Source organism: Mesorhizobium sp. 131-3-5 (assembly GCF_016756575.1).
Lineage (GTDB): Bacteria > Pseudomonadota > Alphaproteobacteria > Rhizobiales > Rhizobiaceae > Mesorhizobium > Mesorhizobium jarvisii.
In genome coordinates, this window is the sequence record NZ_AP023254.1 from 6,620,524 (window position 1) to 6,636,796 (window position 16,273).

The 16,273-nt window shown below is 64.6% G+C and carries 10 protein-coding genes; 7 read left to right on the top strand and 3 right to left on the bottom strand.

Features of this window, described 5'->3' with window-relative positions:
- Positions 1–89: 89 nt before the first annotated feature.
- Positions 90–1,880, bottom strand: coding sequence for an acyl-CoA dehydrogenase (locus JG747_RS32395; RefSeq protein WP_019863121.1), 1,791 nt, complete (start codon positions 1,878–1,880; stop codon positions 90–92).
- A 294-nt stretch (positions 1,881–2,174) separates the two neighbouring features.
- Positions 2,175–2,636 carry a MerR family transcriptional regulator gene (locus JG747_RS32400; protein WP_081296132.1) on the bottom strand — a complete coding sequence of 154 codons (462 nt, stop codon included), beginning with the start codon at positions 2,634–2,636 and terminating at the stop codon, positions 2,175–2,177.
- Between the two features lie 453 nt (positions 2,637–3,089).
- Here JG747_RS32400 and JG747_RS32405 point away from each other — a divergent pair, with 453 nt between their 5' ends.
- From JG747_RS32405 to JG747_RS32420, 4 genes are all read left to right on the top strand, one after another.
- Positions 3,090–7,157, top strand: coding sequence for a peptidoglycan-binding protein (locus JG747_RS32405; protein ID WP_202360903.1), 4,068 nt, complete (start codon positions 3,090–3,092; stop codon positions 7,155–7,157).
- A gap of 191 nt (positions 7,158–7,348) precedes the next feature.
- On the top strand, positions 7,349–8,272 hold the full coding sequence (locus JG747_RS32410; protein ID WP_019863118.1) for a sulfite exporter TauE/SafE family protein: 924 nt from the start codon (positions 7,349–7,351) through the stop codon (positions 8,270–8,272).
- On the top strand, positions 8,272–9,063 hold the full coding sequence (locus JG747_RS32415; RefSeq protein ID WP_019863117.1) for a TIGR02186 family protein: 792 nt from the start codon (positions 8,272–8,274) through the stop codon (positions 9,061–9,063). The genes JG747_RS32410 and JG747_RS32415 overlap by 1 nt, the downstream gene beginning before the upstream one ends.
- Before the next feature lie 175 nt (positions 9,064–9,238).
- Positions 9,239–10,495 (top strand): Hsp70 family protein, encoded by a 1,257-nt coding sequence (locus JG747_RS32420; RefSeq protein WP_019863116.1) that lies wholly within the window; start codon positions 9,239–9,241, stop codon positions 10,493–10,495.
- On the opposite strand, the gene JG747_RS32425 is transcribed toward JG747_RS32420, so the two are convergent.
- Positions 10,496–11,395: a LysR family transcriptional regulator gene (locus JG747_RS32425; protein WP_069090953.1), complete on the bottom strand. Its 900-nt coding sequence runs from the start codon at positions 11,393–11,395 to the stop codon at positions 10,496–10,498.
- A gap of 278 nt (positions 11,396–11,673) precedes the next feature.
- On the opposite strand from JG747_RS32425, the gene JG747_RS32430 reads away from it, so the two are divergent.
- The 3 genes from JG747_RS32430 to JG747_RS32440 are packed head-to-tail and all read left to right on the top strand — an operon-like array spanning position 11,674 to position 16,273.
- Positions 11,674–14,604, top strand: coding sequence for a molybdopterin oxidoreductase family protein (locus JG747_RS32430; protein WP_202360904.1), 2,931 nt, complete (start codon positions 11,674–11,676; stop codon positions 14,602–14,604).
- The gene (locus JG747_RS32435; RefSeq protein ID WP_069090951.1) at positions 14,601–15,335 is read left to right on the top strand and encodes a 4Fe-4S dicluster domain-containing protein; all 735 of its coding nucleotides are present in this window, start codon (positions 14,601–14,603) and stop codon (positions 15,333–15,335) included. The genes JG747_RS32430 and JG747_RS32435 overlap by 4 nt, the downstream gene beginning before the upstream one ends.
- A gap of 2 nt (positions 15,336–15,337) precedes the next feature.
- A complete protein-coding gene (locus JG747_RS32440) occupies positions 15,338–16,273 on the top strand; it encodes a dimethyl sulfoxide reductase anchor subunit family protein (protein ID WP_064984643.1) in 936 nt (311 codons plus the stop codon).

Here is a 16,273-nt window from a genome sequence, read left to right on the forward strand (position 1 = left end):
CCTCCCAGAGCGCATCGTCAGCGTTAAGGCCGGCGCACGTCACGCTGGCCTCAACCGACCCTCCCCCCGAGGGAGGAGGGCAACTATCTTTAGAACGCTTCCGCGGGCAGGGCCATCAGCGTGTCCGCACCACTCGAAATACGGGCGAGATGGGCCGACGTCTCCGGCATGATCCGCTCCATGAAGAAGCGCGCCGTCACCACCTTGTTGTCGTAGAAGGACTGGGTGCCGTTGGCGCCGGTCTTGCCCTGAGCTGCCTTGGCCATCTGCGCCCACATGTAGCCCAGTGCGACAAGGCCGAAGAGATGCATGTAGTCGGTCGAGGCCGCGCCGGCATTGTCGGGCTTGGCCATGCCGTTCTGCACCAGCCACATAGTCGCCGCCTGCAGATCATTGAGGCCCTTCTTCAACCCCTTGGTGAAGGGCGCCATCTTCTCGTCGGCGCGGTTTTCCTCGCAGAATTCGCCGACCTCCTTGAAGAAGGCCTGGATGGCGCGGCCGCCATTCAGGCCGAGCTTGCGGCCGACGAGGTCGAGCGCCTGGATGCCGTTGGCGCCCTCATAGATCATGGCGATGCGGGCATCGCGCACGAACTGGCTCATGCCGTGCTCTTCGATATAGCCGTGACCGCCGAATACCTGCTGGGCCATGACGGCGTGGTCAAAACCCTTGTCGGTGAGCACGCCCTTGACCACCGGCGTCATCAGGCCGGTGTAGTCGTCGGCCGCTTGGCGGTCCTTGTCGTCTGCGGAGCGATGCGCGATGTCGGACTTGATCGCCGTCCACAGCGCCAGCGCGCGACCGGCCTCGTTGAAGGCCTTCATGGTCATCAAAGAGCGACGGATGTCGGGATGGACGATGATCGGGTCGGCCTTCTTGTCCGGCGCCTTGGCGCCCGACAGCGAACGGCCCTGCAAGCGGTCCTTGGCGTAGGCGACGGCGTTCTGGTAGGCGATCTCCGACAGCGAAAGCCCTTGCAGGCCGACGCCGAGGCGGGCCTCGTTCATCATCGTGAACATCGCCTTGAGGCCGCCATTCTCCTCACCGAGCAGCGTGCCTTCGGCCTCGTCATAGTTCATGACGCAGGTCGAATTGCCGTGGATGCCCATCTTCTCCTCGATCGAGCCACAGGAGAGCGTGTTGCGTTCGCCAGGATTGCCCGAAGCATCGAGCTTGAGCTTCGGCACGATGAACAGCGAAATGCCCTTGACGCCTTCCGGCGCGCCCTCGATGCGGGCAAGCACGAGATGGACGATGTTGTCCGACATGTCGTGTTCGCCGGCCGAGATGAAAATCTTCTGGCCCGAGATCTTGTAGGTGCCGTCGCCGTTCGGCACCGCCTTGGTGCGCAGCAGGCCGAGATCGGTGCCGCAATGCGGTTCGGTCAGGTTCATGGTGCCGGTCCAGGAGCCCTCGACCATCTTCGGCAGCCATTTGGCCTTCTGCTCGTCGGTGCCGTGGGTGATGATCGCCGCGATGGCGCCCTGGGTCAGGCCCGGATACATCATCAGCGACATGTTGGCCGAGACCATATATTCAGCGACGGCGGTGTGCACGGCATAGGGCAGGCCCTGGCCGCCGAACTCGACCGGCGCCGCCAGCCCCATCCAGCCGCCTTCGCGATACTGGTCGAAGGCCTCCTTGAAGCCTTTGGGCGTGGTCACCGAGCCGTCGTCGTGACGCACACAGCCTTCCATGTCGCCGACCCGGTTGAGCGGATGCATGACGTTTTCGGCGAGCTTGGCGCCTTCAGCCAGAATCGCTTCCAGCACGTCCGGCGTCGCGTCGGCAAATCCGGGAAGGTTCGAATAGCGCTGATAGCCCAGCACATCATTGAGCACGAACAGCGTATCCTGGACCGGAGCCCTGTATGTCGGCATGCTTTTTCTCCACCCTGCGGACCTGGTCCGAAAGCCCCCGAATTCATGTCAGGGCAGCATGCGGACCCGTGTTGAAGCCGGGATAGCAAAAATTGACGTTTGCGTAAACGTCAATTTTTTCGATGCGACAAGATTTCCCGCCCAGCCCAGCTTGGTTAAGCTGGCGGCGCGACGCCATGCAGGCCAGCGCCGAGGGAACCAGTTGGGCAGACGCAGGCAACGAAAAAGCCGCGCGGCAGAGCCACGCGGCTTTGATGGTCGAGACTCCGACGGGGTCGGAACCGGTAGATTGCTTTAGCTCGCGACGCTCGCCTGCGGCGCCGTGCGCTCGGCCAACATTTGGCGCACCGCCGACATCGAGCCCGAGAGCTCGTTGATGGCGTCGTCGATCAGCGCCCGCTGCTTCTGCAGGCGGGCGAGCTGCTTCTCCGATTTGTCCAGCGCCAGCCGCAGCTGCTTGGTGTTGGAACCGGTCGGATCATAGAGATCCATCATCTGCTTGACGTCGCGCAGCGAGAAACCGACCTTGCGGCCGAGCAGGATCAGCTTCAGCCGGGCCTTGTCGCGGCGCGTGTAGAGACGGGTGGAGCCGTCGCGCTGCGGGTTGAGCAGGCCCTTGTCTTCGTAGAAACGCAGCGTGCGCAGCGTCACGCCGTATTTCTTGGCCATTTCGCCGATGCGGGCGAGGTCCTCACCGGCTTCGACAGATACATTATTGGTATTGGCCGCGGTCTCGCCGGCCGAGATAAGCTTCATGGTCACTGGCTTTCCCCGTCTGGTGGCGTCGCGGCCCTGGACCATGCGTCGCCTGACTGGAAGCGGGGGCGTGCTTCCGGCCGTGGTTTCGACAAACAAAATCGCAAACAGCACACTCAAATGCGCCTTTTACGTTTACGTCAATTCTATACCGATAGCCGCCTCATGACGCAAGGGGCGTTCTGTGAAGGTGCTTTATGCCGCACCGTGAAAGCGAGAGCTAACTTCCTTCCAACTTCTTAAGCTTGGTTAACGCGTTGTTTACCACGTTGGGGGAAATGTGGGCGCGTCGGCTACCCGTGTTTATCCTGTATCGAATTTTTCACGGTTTTTCGGAGCGCGGGTGAAACCCCGGGAAGCTTGTCTTCCACCGTGGAAGCGCGGTCGCCTTCGTTCCGGCAGGGACTTGGGGAGCTGGTCGAAAGCCGGCCAATCTGAAAGACGGACGCACCGATGAACAGCAAGCGGTCCTATCTCGATACACTCAACGCCGGCAGGCAGCGCAAGCCGCAGACCACGCTCGAGCAACTGAACCGCTCGCTGGAGACGCTGGAACAGCGGCTGGGTCAGACCCGCGAGGAGGTGACGGCCCGGCCCGCTCCGCACCAATACGGCGCCGACCCGCGCTATCCAGCCACCGAACCGCGCTATCCCGCGGTCGACCCGCGTTATCCCGCCGCCCAGCCAACCGCTCAGCAGCGCTGGTATGAGGATCCGCGGCCAGCGGCGCGCCCGCAGACCCCGGCACCGGCCCCCAGCTTCGACCAGAACTACCAGGCCATCGCCCGTGACATCGACCGCGTGCGCGGCCAGGAAGACAGCGTCGCCATGGTCGGCAAGATCGCCGGTGAGTTGCGCGGCATGCGAGAGGAACTGCGCCACCAGATGACGGCGGGTCTGCAACGCGAATTCGATGCGCTGCGCAAGGATATCGACCGCGCCTTCCAGGCCAGCGCCAGGCCCGGCATTGCTGGCAAGGGCAGCGCCGAACTCGGCGTCGAATTCGAACGGCTTTCCGGCGCCATCAAGTCGCTGTCGGAGAAGAGCGACGACAGAAGCGTCAACATGCTGCGCCTGGAGCTCGAGCAGGTGAAGGCTGCGCTCGACACGCTGGCGCGCGAGGAGAGCGTGCAGAAGGTCGACCGCCGCTGGGACGATTTCGACCGCCGCTGGACGGCTTTCGAGGACCGTGTCGACGCCGATCAGCGCAAACGTTCCGACGATCCCGCCCTTGCGGCGCTGACCGACCGGCTGGAGCAGATCAGCAACGCCGTCAACAATCTGCCGGAATCGCTGTCGCTGCGCTCGCTCGAGGAAAAGGTGCGCACGCTGGCCGGCGCCGTCGAACACTTCGCGGGCCAGCAGGACAATCGCGGCAGCGACACGCTTGCCATGATCGACGAGCGGCTGGACGAGATTTCCCGCGCCATCGTTGCCTCGACCGTCGCGGCACAGGCCAATTCGGTCGATCACGAAGCCTTCGATCGTATCGAGAAGCGCATCGACTCGCTCGCCCGGCAGATCGAGGAAGTGGCGCAGGATCGCCCCGGCAACGCGGTCATGGATCGCCTGAGCACGCTGTCGAGCCGCGTCGACGAACTCGCCGGCCGCGCCAATTTGCCCGAAGAGGCGATGGAGCGGCTGGCAAAGCAGATCACCCTCATCGCCGACAAGATCGACCAGGCGCCGGCCATGCCCGACGCCGACTACATCTTCCACGGGCTCGAGCAGCGCTTCGACGTTCTGTCCGGCATGATGGAACGCCGCCAGGGCGATGCCATCGAACAGGGCAACATGCTGTTTCGCGATCTCGAGCGCCGTCTCGACGAGGTCGCCGACCGGCTCGACCAGCGCATCGCGCCGCAGATCGACAGTGCCGGCATCATGGAGGCCATCGACGCCCGCTTCACCGCACTCGCCACGCGTATGGAGACACGTGCCGCCGATCCCGCAGGCGAAGCGGCGATCCGTGGATTGGAAAGCCGGCTCGAGGACATTTCCAGCCGGCTCGACGCATCGGCGGCCCAGGTGGCCGGCATCGATCCGGCGCTGATCCGCAGCCTGGAGGCGCAAGTCGCCGGCCTGTCCGCGCATCTGTCCAGGCCCAGCACGCCGCTGCCGGAATTCGAGGACATCAGCCCGCGCCTCGACGAAATCGAAAAGGCGCTGGCCGGGACCCGCGATTCCATCCTCGGCGCGGCACGCGAAGCGGCCGAGAACGCGGTGCGTTCGCTGGCCGGGTCGGACGCCAATGCGTCGGCGGTTTCCGGACTCGCCCAGGATCTGAAGACGCTGGAAACGCTGACGCGGCGCTCCGACGAGCGCAATTCGCGAACGTTCGAGGCCATCCACGACACGCTGCTCAAGATCGTCGACCGGCTGGGTTCGCTGGAAACCGACGAGCCGTCCGAAGCGGTGAGCGAGCTTCTGGCCACGCGCCAGGACGAGGCGGCCGGCAAACGCCGCACACGGACCACCAAGATGGCTGTCGAAGCGCCGTCGATGGATATCGACGAGCCGATGCCGCTGACCGGCGACATGGCCGATCTCGATGGCCGCGCCGCCGCTATAATGCGCAACGAGGGTGCGCGTGGCGACATGGGTGCGCGTGGCGACCTGGGCACGCGCACGCCGGCGGAAGCAGCAGCAGCCGCCGCCATGGCCGCACTCGGTTCCGATACCATCGCCGAAAAGGACCAGCCGGCAGGCCGCAAATCGATGTTCGGCGGGCTGGCCCGCGCCTTCAAGGGCAAGAAGGCGGCGGCGGACGTCCCGCCGCTGGCCGGCTCGCCGCCGAGCAGCGATATTCCGACTGTCGATCTTGACGAGCCGCTCGACCCGAAAGTGGCCAACCGCCCGCTGGAACCAGGCTCCGGCGCGCCCGACCTCAATGCCATCATGAAGCGGGTTCGCGACGAACGTGGCCAGCCGGCAAAGCTTGGCGAAAGCGACGCCGCGAAATCGGATTTCATCGCGGCCGCGCGGCGCGCGGCGCAGGCCGCCGCCGCCGAGGCCGACGCCCTGAAGCGACAGTCGACGGTGAAAGGCCCGGTGAAAGCGCTCAGGATCGGCGACCTGCTCAAGGCCCGACGCAAGCCGATCCTGATGGCGGCGGCGGCGATCATGCTGGCGCTTGCCGGCCTGCAGCTCGGCAAGGCGTTCCTCTCGGATCCGGTTCAGGTGGCAAACAACGACGCCGCACCGATCTTTGCCGCGCAGCCAGCGCAGACGGCATCCGTCGACACGGCGAGCCAGCCGAAGGCGCAAGCCCAGCCGGCGGCGACGGACAACGCGCCGGCCCGTGCCGTCAGGCAGGCCGAACAATCCGCGCCCATGACCAAGGACGACATGGTGGCGCAGACCGCCATGGCGATGCCGTCGGACACGGACGCAATGGCGAATACGGCGCCGGTCGCAGAGCCCGCCGCGCCTGCTGCTTCCACCGCCTCTTCCGGCCCCACGGCTTCGGCCGCCCCAGCACCAGTTGCGCCTATTGCCACGACCCCGATGGATACGACGGCTTCAGAGCCGGCAGCTGCTACCGGCGGTGCGCAAGCGACGGATACCGATACCCAGCCGGTCGCAGCCCCAACGGCGGCCAACGACGCCATCGCCAAGGACACGACCGGCGCCGTCGCGCCGGCAGGTGCAGCAGTCGCGAACAAGTACGACATTCCGGCCGATGCCGGCCCGGCCGCGCTACGCGATGCCGCCGCGGGTGGCGACGCCAAGGCGCTGTTCGAGATCGGCTCGCGCTACGCGGAATCGCGCGGCGTCAAGGAAGACATGGCCGCGGCCGCCAAATGGTACGAGAAATCGGCGGAACTCGGTTTCGCGCCGGCCGAATACCGCATCGGCAATTTCTATGAGAAGGGCATCGGCGTCGCCCGCGACATCAAGAAGTCGAAGACCTGGTACCAGATGGCCGCCGAGCAGGGCAATGCCAGCGCCATGCACAATCTGGCCGTGCTGTTCGCCATGGCCGCCGATGGCGTGACCGACAATGAATCGGCCGCGCACTGGTTCCAGGAGGCCGCCGATCTCGGCGTCAAGGACAGCCAGTTCAATCTCGGCATCCTCGCCGCCAAGGGCGTCGGCATGAAGCAGAACTTGGAGGAATCCTACAAATGGTTCGCTCTCGTCGCCAAGACCGGCGACAAGGACGCGGCCGCCAAGCGCGACGAGATCGCCAATGCGCTGCGGCCCGAGCAGCTCGAGCGGGCGCGCGCCGCGACCGAATTGTGGAAGGCCAAGCCGCTCAATGCGGCGACCAATTCGGCCGACATTCCCGAATCCTGGCAGGAAGGCACGCCGCAGACGACCGCCGGCATCGACATGAAGAAGGCGGTCAAGAACATCCAGCTCATCCTCAACAAGAACGGCTATGATGCCGGCGGCGCCGACGGCGTCATGGGCGAGAAGACCAAGAACGCGATCATCGCCTTCCAGACCGACAACAAGCTGCCGGCGACCGGCGCCGTCGATGAAAAACTGGTCCGGGCGCTGCTGGCGCACAAATAACAGCGAAGCGTCGTTTCCACGACGCTCTTGCCACACATTTGCCTGTTAACTGATTGAGATATTTTTTGTTTCGGCGCGGCGACGGGGTTTGACCCCGCCGCCGCGTCGGTGCAAGGAAAAATTGGCTTTTCGGTGCGAGACTGCCCGGAACGGCTGCATTCGCCGACAGGCAAACTGATCGAGACTGACGGGTGGGCATCTATCTCCCGATTGCGGAAATTTCCGTCAACGTCTTCGTGCTGCTGGCCATGGGCGCTGCGGTGGGCTTCCTGTCGGGCATGTTCGGCGTCGGCGGCGGGTTCCTCATCACGCCGCTGCTGATCTTCTACAACATCCCCCCGGCGATCGCGGTCGCCACCGGCGCCAACCAGGTCATCGCCTCTTCCGTCTCCGGCGTGCTTTCGCACATGAAGCGGGGCACGCTCGACTTCAAGCTCGGCGGCGTGCTCCTGGCCGGCGGCATCATCGGCTCCACCGCCGGTATCTACGTGTTCGCCTTCCTGCGCCGGCTCGGCCAGCTCGACCTGTTCATCTCGCTGCTTTATGTCGTGCTGCTCGGCACGGTCGGTGGGCTGATGCTGGTCGAAAGCATCAATGCGCTGCGCGCCACACGCAGTGGTGCGGCGCCGGTGCTGAAGAAATCCGGCCAGCACAACTGGATCCACCGGCTGCCGCTGAAGATGCGCTTCAGGGCGTCGAAACTGTTCGTCAGCGTCATCCCGGTGCTCGGCCTTGGCGCCGGCATCGGCTTCCTGTCGTCGATCATGGGTGTCGGCGGCGGCTTTATCATGGTGCCGGCGCTGATCTATCTGCTGAAAGTGCCGACCAATGTCGTTATCGGCACCTCGCTGTTCCAGATCATCTTCACGTCCGCCTACACCACGCTGGTCCACGCCACCACGAACCAGACGGTCGATGTCGTGCTGGCCTTCCTGTTGATGGCGGGCGGCGTCGCCGGCGCGCAATATGGCGCCAAGGCCGGCCAGAGGCTGCGCGGCGAGCAGCTCAGGGCGCTGCTGGCCTTGCTGGTGCTGGCTGTGGCGATCCGGCTCGCCATCGATCTCTTCGTCACCCCGCCCAATCTCTATTCGCTGTCCGCCGCGGGCCTCAACTGATGGAAGGCCCGAAAACATTCGCAGCCGCCATCCTCCTGTCACTGTTTGCCGCCGGCGCACCGGCGAAGGCACAGACGCCGCTGACGGAAGGCATCCAGATCGGTCTCTCCACCGACAATGTCTCGATCACCGCCGGTTTTTCCGGCGCCGACCTGACCATCTTCGGCTCGCTGGAAAATCCCGATCCGCTGGTCGCCCGCCAGGGTCGCTACGACGTCATCGTCGTACTCGAAGGGCCACCCAAGCCGGTCGTGGTGCGCCGCAAGGACCGGGTGCTCGGCGTCTGGGTCAATCTGGACTCCGAAACCTTCGAGAACGTGCCGGTCTCCTATTCGGTGGCGACGACGCGGCCGCTGCAGGACATCACAGAACCGAACAGCTACAAGCAGCTGTCGCTCGGCGCCTCCAATCTCTACATGCAGCCCGCCGACGCCGGCGACAGCCCGGCGACGATCGAGGAATTCACCGCGGCGTTGCGCGAGCGCAAGGGAGCGGCAGGCCTCTACAGCGAGAATGTCGGCGGCGTGCAGTTCCTGTCGCAGAACCTGTTCCGCGCCACCGTCAGGCTGGCACCGAATGTTCCGGTCGGCACCCACAAAGCCCGCGCGTTCCTGTTCAAGAGCGGCCTGTTCATCAAGGAGAGCTCTGCCCAGCTCGAAATCCGCAAGTCCGGCTTCGAGCAGTCTATCTTCCGGGTCGCCCATGACTACTCCTTCCTCTATGGCGTCTTCGCCATATCGCTGGCCATGCTGACGGGCTGGCTCGGCAGGCTGATCTTCCGCAAGGACTGAGACGTCCAAAAGGGGGTTTCCCTTTCCCGCGCCATGCTATAGACCGCACCTCCCCGCCCAACGGGCAAGCACGCACAATTCAATTCGGCAGAGCGGTCCGGTCGCCCGGAACCACAGCGCACGCTTCTCCCGCGAGCGCCGATCCGCTGTCTGCCGCCAATGACAGGAGGCTGCTTTGCGACCAGCATTCGCCGGTATCGATTTCGGCACTTCGAACTCCACGGTCGGCGTGGTCCGCAACGGGCAACCGCACCTCGTCGCGCTTGAAGGCGGCCAGGTCACGCTGCCCAGCGCGGTGTTCTTCAATTTCGAGGACGGCCGCATCTGTTTTGGCCGCCAGGCCATCGCCAACTACACCGACAGCGTGGAAGGCCGGCTGATGCGCTCGCTGAAGAGCGTGCTGGGCAGCTCGCTGGCGCATGAGAAGACGCGCATCAAGGCGCGCTCGATCGGCTTCATGGAGATCATCGGCCTGTTCCTCGGCCATCTGAGGAAGAAGCTTGAAGAAGATGGCGGCGATCTGGTCGAGACCGTGGTGCTCGGCCGTCCGGTACAATTCGTCGATGACGACCCACAGGCCGACGCGAACGCCCAGAGCGACCTGGAAAAGGCCGCGCATGCGCAAGGCTTCAAGCACATCGCCTTCCAGTTCGAGCCGATCGCCGCCGCACTCGATTACGAGCAGAGGGTGACGCGCGAAGAGCTGGCGCTGATCATCGACATGGGCGGCGGCACGTCTGACTTTTCAGTCGTGCGCGTCTCGCCGGAGCGTGCCCGATTGCCGGACCGCAAGGACGATATCCTGGCCAGCCGGGGTGTCCATATCGGCGGTACGGATTTCGACCGGCTGCTCAGCATTGCCCATGTCATGCCGCAGCTCGGCTACTTGACCCCGACCAAGGACGGCAAGCGCAATCTGCCGGCCAGCTACTTCATCGATCTGGCGACATGGCAGCGCATCAACCTGGTCTACACCGCCAAAGCGATGACGCATCTGCGCCAGATCCGCTACGAGGCCGCGCGCGCCGACCTGGTCGACCGCTTTATCCACATCGTGGAGCACCGCTATGGGCACGCTTTGGCGGCATTGGTCGAAAAGGCCAAGATAGAGTTGACCGACCTGTCATCGGCCGAAGTCGCGGTGAGGCTATCCGACGTGGAGTTCGCCGCCGAAATCACGCGTGATGGACTGGACGCCACCATCGCCCGGGACATCGAGCGGGTCACCGCGACGGTGGCTGAGACCATGCGCGATGCTGCGGTCAAGCCGTCCGACATCACCGCGGTGTTCCTGACCGGCGGCTCGACCGCGATTCCGCTGGCAAGACGGGAAATCCTGTCGCTGGTGCCGCAGGCTTCCGTCATCGACGGCGACATGTTCGGCTCGGTCGGGCTTGGCCTGGCTTTGGATGCCCAGCGCAAGTTCGGCTGACTAAAGGTCGCTCCCCTTAGTGTCTGCGCCGAGATGCGCCTTCAGCGCCATTTGGGCCAGGCTTGCCTGGCGGTCGCGGTGGGTGATCATGGCGAAGTCGCGTTTCGGCAGTTCGAGCGGCACGGACCGCAGGCTGCCTTCGGCAACGGCGCGTCCGACGACGAGCTCCGAAATGATGGTGGCGCCGGCACCCGCCTCGACCGCCTGGCGAACCGCCTCGTTGCTTGGCAGCACCAGGAACACCTGCAAATCGGCTAGCGAAATCCCCTCGCGCCTCGCCAGATCCTCCAGCACCTCGCGCGTGCCCGACCCACCCTCGCGGATGATCCAGCGCAGGCCCTTGATGTCGGGACGGCCCGGCGCGGTTTCGACGATTTCGGGATGTGACGCGGCAACCACCAGCATCAACCGGTCGGTGTCGACCTTGGCGCGGCGCAATATGTCGGATTCGGTGCGCCCCTCGACCAGGCCGAGATCGGCTGTTCCATCCAGCACGCTGGCCTCGACCTGTCTTGTGTTGCCGATGCTGACGCTCAGCCGCACCGCGGGGTAGGCCTCGTGGAAGGAGGCCAGCCTTCGCGGCAGCCAGTAGCTGGCGATGGTCAGGCTGGCGGCGATAGAGAGGCTGCCGGCGACCGTCTGCGAGACATGTTCCAGCACATTGCGGGCGGCGGCGGCCCGCTCCAGCACGGCCTTGGCTTCCGGCAGGAACCGGTGGCCGGTCTGGGCAAGCTCTATGTTGCGGCCGACGCGGTTGAACAGATGGACGCCGTGCTGCTCTTCAAGCGCGCGGATGGCGGCCGACGCCGCCGACTGGGAGATACCCAAAAGCTCCGCCGCCTTGGTCATGTGGCCGCGCTCGGCGACGGCGACGAAAATGCGCAACTGATCCAGGGTCATGTCAGCATTAAGAACCAATATCGATCGAATTTACAAGAACAACTGATTAGACGGATCGATAGCTTCATTCTACATTTTCACGCGAAGTTAGAAAAAATTCGCCAGCGGATGGCAGAGACTAAAATGATCGGGCGGTTCAAGTCCCTTCTCGCACATTGGACCCGCGGCATCCGCAGACGGCTGACCGGCGATCGCTACCATCCGGAAGAGCATTACATGCGCGGCCCCGGGCCGAAGACTCGAGCCAAATCCGCCGGCCGCGCGGGCACATCCGGATCATGAGGCATTCACCGCCGCGCGGCGCGAATTCGGCACCATCGCAACGCCCGCTTGCCGACACGCGCGCGCCCGATGAAGGCGACGGCGTCGACACCTCGCCTGGCATTTCCGACAGCGTTGCCAAGACCACCTGCTACATGTGCGCCTGCCGCTGCGGCATCGACGTCCATATCAAGGACGGCAAGGTCCGCTACATCAACGGCAACAAGGACCATCCGGTCAATCGCGGCGTGATCTGCGGCAAGGGCAGTTCCGGCATCATGCAGCATTACAGCCCGGCCCGGCTGAAGAAGCCGCTGCTGCGTTCCGGGCCGCGCGGCTCGGGCGTGTTCCGCGAGATCGAGTGGGAAGAAGCGTTCTCGATCGCGACGGAGCGTCTCTCGGCAGTTCGTCGTACCGATCCGAAAAAACTCGCTTTCTTCACCGGCCGCGACCAGTCGCAATCCTTGACCGGTTGGTGGGCGAGTCAGTTCGGCACACCGAATTTCGCCGCCCATGGCGGCTTCTGCTCGGTCAACATGGCGGCCGGCGGGCTCTATTCGATCGGCGGCTCGTTCTGGGAGTTCGGCGAACCTGACTGGGATAACACACGATATTTCATGCTGTTCGGCGTCGCCGAAGACCATGATTCCAACCCGATCAAGATCGGGCTGGGCAAGCTCAAGGCGCGCGGCGCCAAGGTGGTGTCGATTAATCCGTGCCGCACCGGCTACAATGCGATTGCCGACGACTGGATCGGCATCCGGCCCGGAACGGACGGCCTGTTCGTCTTCGCCCTCATCCACGAATTGCTGAAGGCCGGCCGCGTCGATCTCGACTATCTGCTCCGCTACACCAACGCCCATGTCCTCGTCGTGCAGGAGCCTGGCGCCTCCGACGACGGGCTGTTCGTCCGCGACGCCGACGGCAATCCGCTGGCCTGGGACAGGGTGGCGAAGACCGCCGTCAAGGCAACCGACACGGAAGCGAAGCCGGCGCTGACCGGCAGCTTCGAAGTCGGCGGCCGCCGCTGTACGCCGGTGTTCCAGTTGATCGCCGACCGCTATCTCGATGACAGCTACGCGCCGGATGCGGTCGCCGAGCGCTGCGGCATTGCCGCCGATAGGATCCGCCGGATCGCCGCCGAACTCGCCCATGTCGCCTTCGAACAGGCAATCGAACTGCCGGTGGCTTGGACCGACTGGGCCGGGCGCCGGCACGAGACGATCAAGGGCCGACCGGTTTCGATGCATGCCATGCGCGGTATATCAGCCCATTCGAACGGTTTTCACTCTTGCCGTGCCATCCATCTGCTGCAGGTGCTGCTCGGCACAGTGGATGTTCCCGGCGGCTTCCGCTTCAAGCCGCCCTACCCCAGATCGGCGCCGCCGGGCCCGAAACCCGCGGGCAAGACGGTCAAGCCGATGACGCCGCTGGACGGCATGCCGCTTGGTTTCATCTGCGGGCCGGACGACCTGCTGGTCGACGAAGACGGCACGCCGACCCGCATCGACAAGGCCTATTCCTGGGACGCGCCACTGGCCGCGCACGGCCTTATGCACACCGTCATCCGCAATGCCTGGGCGGGCGATCCCTACAAGATCGACACGCTGATGATGTACATGTCGAACATGGCGTGGAATTCCTCGATGAACACCGTCGAGACGATGCGTATGCTGACCGACCATGACGAGGCGGGCAACTACAAGATCCCCTTCATCATCTATTCCGACGCCTACTATTCCGAGACCGTGCCGTTCGCCGACCTCGTGCTGCCGGATACGACCTATCTCGAGCGGCATGACTGCATCAGCCTGCTCGACCGGCCGATCAGCCATGCCGACGGGCCGGGCGATGCCATCCGCCATCCCGTCGTCGAGCCGGACCGCGACGTCAGGCCGTTCCAGTCGGTGCTGATCGAACTGGGCGCCCGGCTGCGCCTGCCCGGTTTCGTCGACGAGGACGGATCGGCGAAGTATGCCGACTATGCCGACTATATCGTCAGTCATGAACGCACACCGGGCATCGGCCCGCTGGCCGGCTGGCGCGGCAAGGATGGAACGTCGATCGGCAAGGGCGAGGCCAATCCGGACCAGTTGCAGCGCTACATCGACAATGGGGGCTTCTGGCATCACGACTTCGCTCAGGACCAGCGCTACTACAAGATGGCCAACCGCTCCTATCTCGATTTCGCGGTGCAGATGGGTTTCATCCCGAAGGCGGAGCCGATCATCTTCCAGCTCTATTCCGAGCCGTTGCAGCGGTTTCGGCTCGCCGCACGCGGCTATGGCCGTGTTCAGCCGCCGGAGGCCGAGCGCCAGCGCATCGAGACCTACATGGATCCGCTGCCGTTCTGGTACATGCCGTTCGAGGAAGCGGTGGTCGACCTCGAAAAATACCCACTGCACGCGCTGACGCAGCGGCCGATGCACATGTATCATTCCTGGGGCTCGCAGAATGCGTGGCTGCGGCAGATCACCAGCCAGAACCGGCTGTTCGTGCACCACCGCACTGGTGCCGGTCTAGGCCTCGTCGACGACGACTGGGTGTGGATAGAAAGCATCAACGGCAGAGTGAAGGGGCAAATCAAGCTGGTCGACGGGGTGAACGAAAGCACGGTCTGGACCTGGAACGCGATCGGCAAAAGGCGCGGCAGCTGGGGACTGAAAGATGATGCCGCCGAGAGCAATCGCGGCTTCCTGCTCAACCATATCATCGGCGACCAGACCTCGGCCGACGCACAGGGCAAACGCTATTCGAACTCCGATCCTGTCACCGGCCAGGCCGCGTGGTTCGATCTGCGCGTGCGCATCGTCAAATGCGCTGATGAGGAAGCCGGCTTCACCGAGCCGCAATTCGAGCGTTTCAGCCAACCGCCGCATTTCGAGCCGTCGCTCGACAGATTGAGCTTCGGCGCCGAATTCCGCCGGGCAAGAGAGGCAGCCGAATGACCTGTCTTCCCGTCCACAGCGACAAGAAACTTGGTCTCGTCATCGACCTCGACACGTGCGTCGGCTGCCAGGCTTGCGTCACCGCCTGCAAGGAATGGAACACCGGCGGCCACATGGCGCCGTTGACCGACACCGACCCCTATGGCGGCCATGTCGACGGCGTCTGGTTCAACCGCGTGCACAGCTATGAACACACGACAGAGATGGGCGGGCGCACGGTCAACTTCCCGCGCTCCTGCCTGCATTGCGAGACGCCGGCCTGCGTCACCGTCTGCCCGACCGGCGCCTCTTACAAGCGAGCCTCGGACGGCATCGTGCTGATCGACGAGGACAAGTGCATAGGCTGCAAATTGTGCAGTTGGGCATGCCCCTATGGGGCGCGCGAATTCGACACCGATGTCGGCGTAATGAAGAAATGCACGCTATGCATCGACCGCATCTACAACGACAATCTGGCCGAAGAAGACCGCGTGCCGGCCTGCGTCGCCGCCTGCCCGACCAGCGCCCGGCATTTCGGCGATCTCGGCGATCCTCAGTCGGCTGTCTCGCAACTGGTCGCGGAGCGCGGCGGCGTCGACCTGATGCCGGAACTCGGCTATCACCCGACCAACAAATATTTGCCGCCGCGCGCCCATACGCAGCGCGCCGCATCGGTGCCCGCGAAGGCGCTGGAGCCGGTGCGGGCCGAAGGCGGCTTCCTCGGCTGGGTCGACCGCATGCTTTCGAACTGACCATGCATCCAGCCTTTTCCGTCGTCTTCTTCACCACCGCCACCGGTGCAGGCTACGGCCTGCTGGCGCTGCTTGGGGTGCTGGGTGGGTTGCAGATCGTCCCCGCCGACTTCTGGCTCGGCCTCGTCGGCCTGGGGCTGGCGCTTGGCCTGATCGCGGCGGGACTGTTGTCGTCGACCGGCCATCTCGGCAGACCCGAGCGCGGATGGCGGGCGTTCTCGCAATGGCGCAGTTCCTGGCTGTCGCGCGAAGGCGTGGCCTCGGTCATCACCTTCATCCCGGCGGGACTGTTCGGCCTCGGCTGGGTGTTCTTTGGCCGCACTGAGGGCTGGGTGGCCATTGCCGGATTGCTGGCCGCCATCGGTGCGATCGTCACCGTCTGCACCACCGGCATGATCTACGCGTCGCTGAAGCCGATCGCGCAGTGGCACAGCCGCTATACTTTGCCGGCCTATCTGATCTTCGCCGCCATGACCGGCAGCGTTCTGTTGAACGCGCTGCTGCAGGGCTTCGGCATCGGTTCCACGGGCGTGCTGGTATTGTCGCTGCTTGCCACTCTTGCCGGCTGGGGCTGGAAGCTCGCGACCTGGCGGCACAATGACCGACTCGAGATCCCGACCACCGCCAACACCGCGACCGGTTTGGCTGGCGGCACGGTGCGCTCCCTGGAATGGCCGCATACCGAGGAAAACTACCTGCTCAAGGAAATGGGTTTTCGCATCGCACGCAAGCACAGTGCGAAGCTGCGCATGCTCGCACAGGCATTGGCCTTCGCCCTGCCCGTCCTGCTGATCGCCGCCACCTTCGCCTTGCCCTGGCCCTATGCGGCGGTGCCGTCGGTGCTCGCCGCGATCGTCCAGTTCGCCGGCATGCTGGTCGAGCGCTGGCTGTTCTTCGCCGAGGCAAAGCACACCGTCACTCTGTATTACGGCAGATAG

Excerpts from the sequence above, each read along its gene's own strand:
- JG747_RS32425 (WP_069090953.1), bottom strand. The coding sequence starts at position 11,395 with ATGACCCTGGATCAGTTGCGCATTTTCGTCGCCGTCGCCGAGCGCGGC.
- JG747_RS32415 (WP_019863117.1), top strand. The coding sequence starts at position 8,272 with ATGGAAGGCCCGAAAACATTCGCAGCCGCCATCCTCCTGTCACTGTTT.
- JG747_RS32430 (WP_202360904.1), top strand. The coding sequence starts at position 11,674 with ATGAGGCATTCACCGCCGCGCGGCGCGAATTCGGCACCATCGCAACGC.
- JG747_RS32435 (WP_069090951.1), top strand. The coding sequence starts at position 14,601 with ATGACCTGTCTTCCCGTCCACAGCGACAAGAAACTTGGTCTCGTCATC.
- JG747_RS32400 (WP_081296132.1), bottom strand. The coding sequence starts at position 2,636 with ATGAAGCTTATCTCGGCCGGCGAGACCGCGGCCAATACCAATAATGTA.
- JG747_RS32395 (WP_019863121.1), bottom strand. The coding sequence starts at position 1,880 with ATGCCGACATACAGGGCTCCGGTCCAGGATACGCTGTTCGTGCTCAAT.
- JG747_RS32405 (WP_202360903.1), top strand. The coding sequence starts at position 3,090 with ATGAACAGCAAGCGGTCCTATCTCGATACACTCAACGCCGGCAGGCAG.
- JG747_RS32440 (WP_064984643.1), top strand. The coding sequence starts at position 15,338 with ATGCATCCAGCCTTTTCCGTCGTCTTCTTCACCACCGCCACCGGTGCA.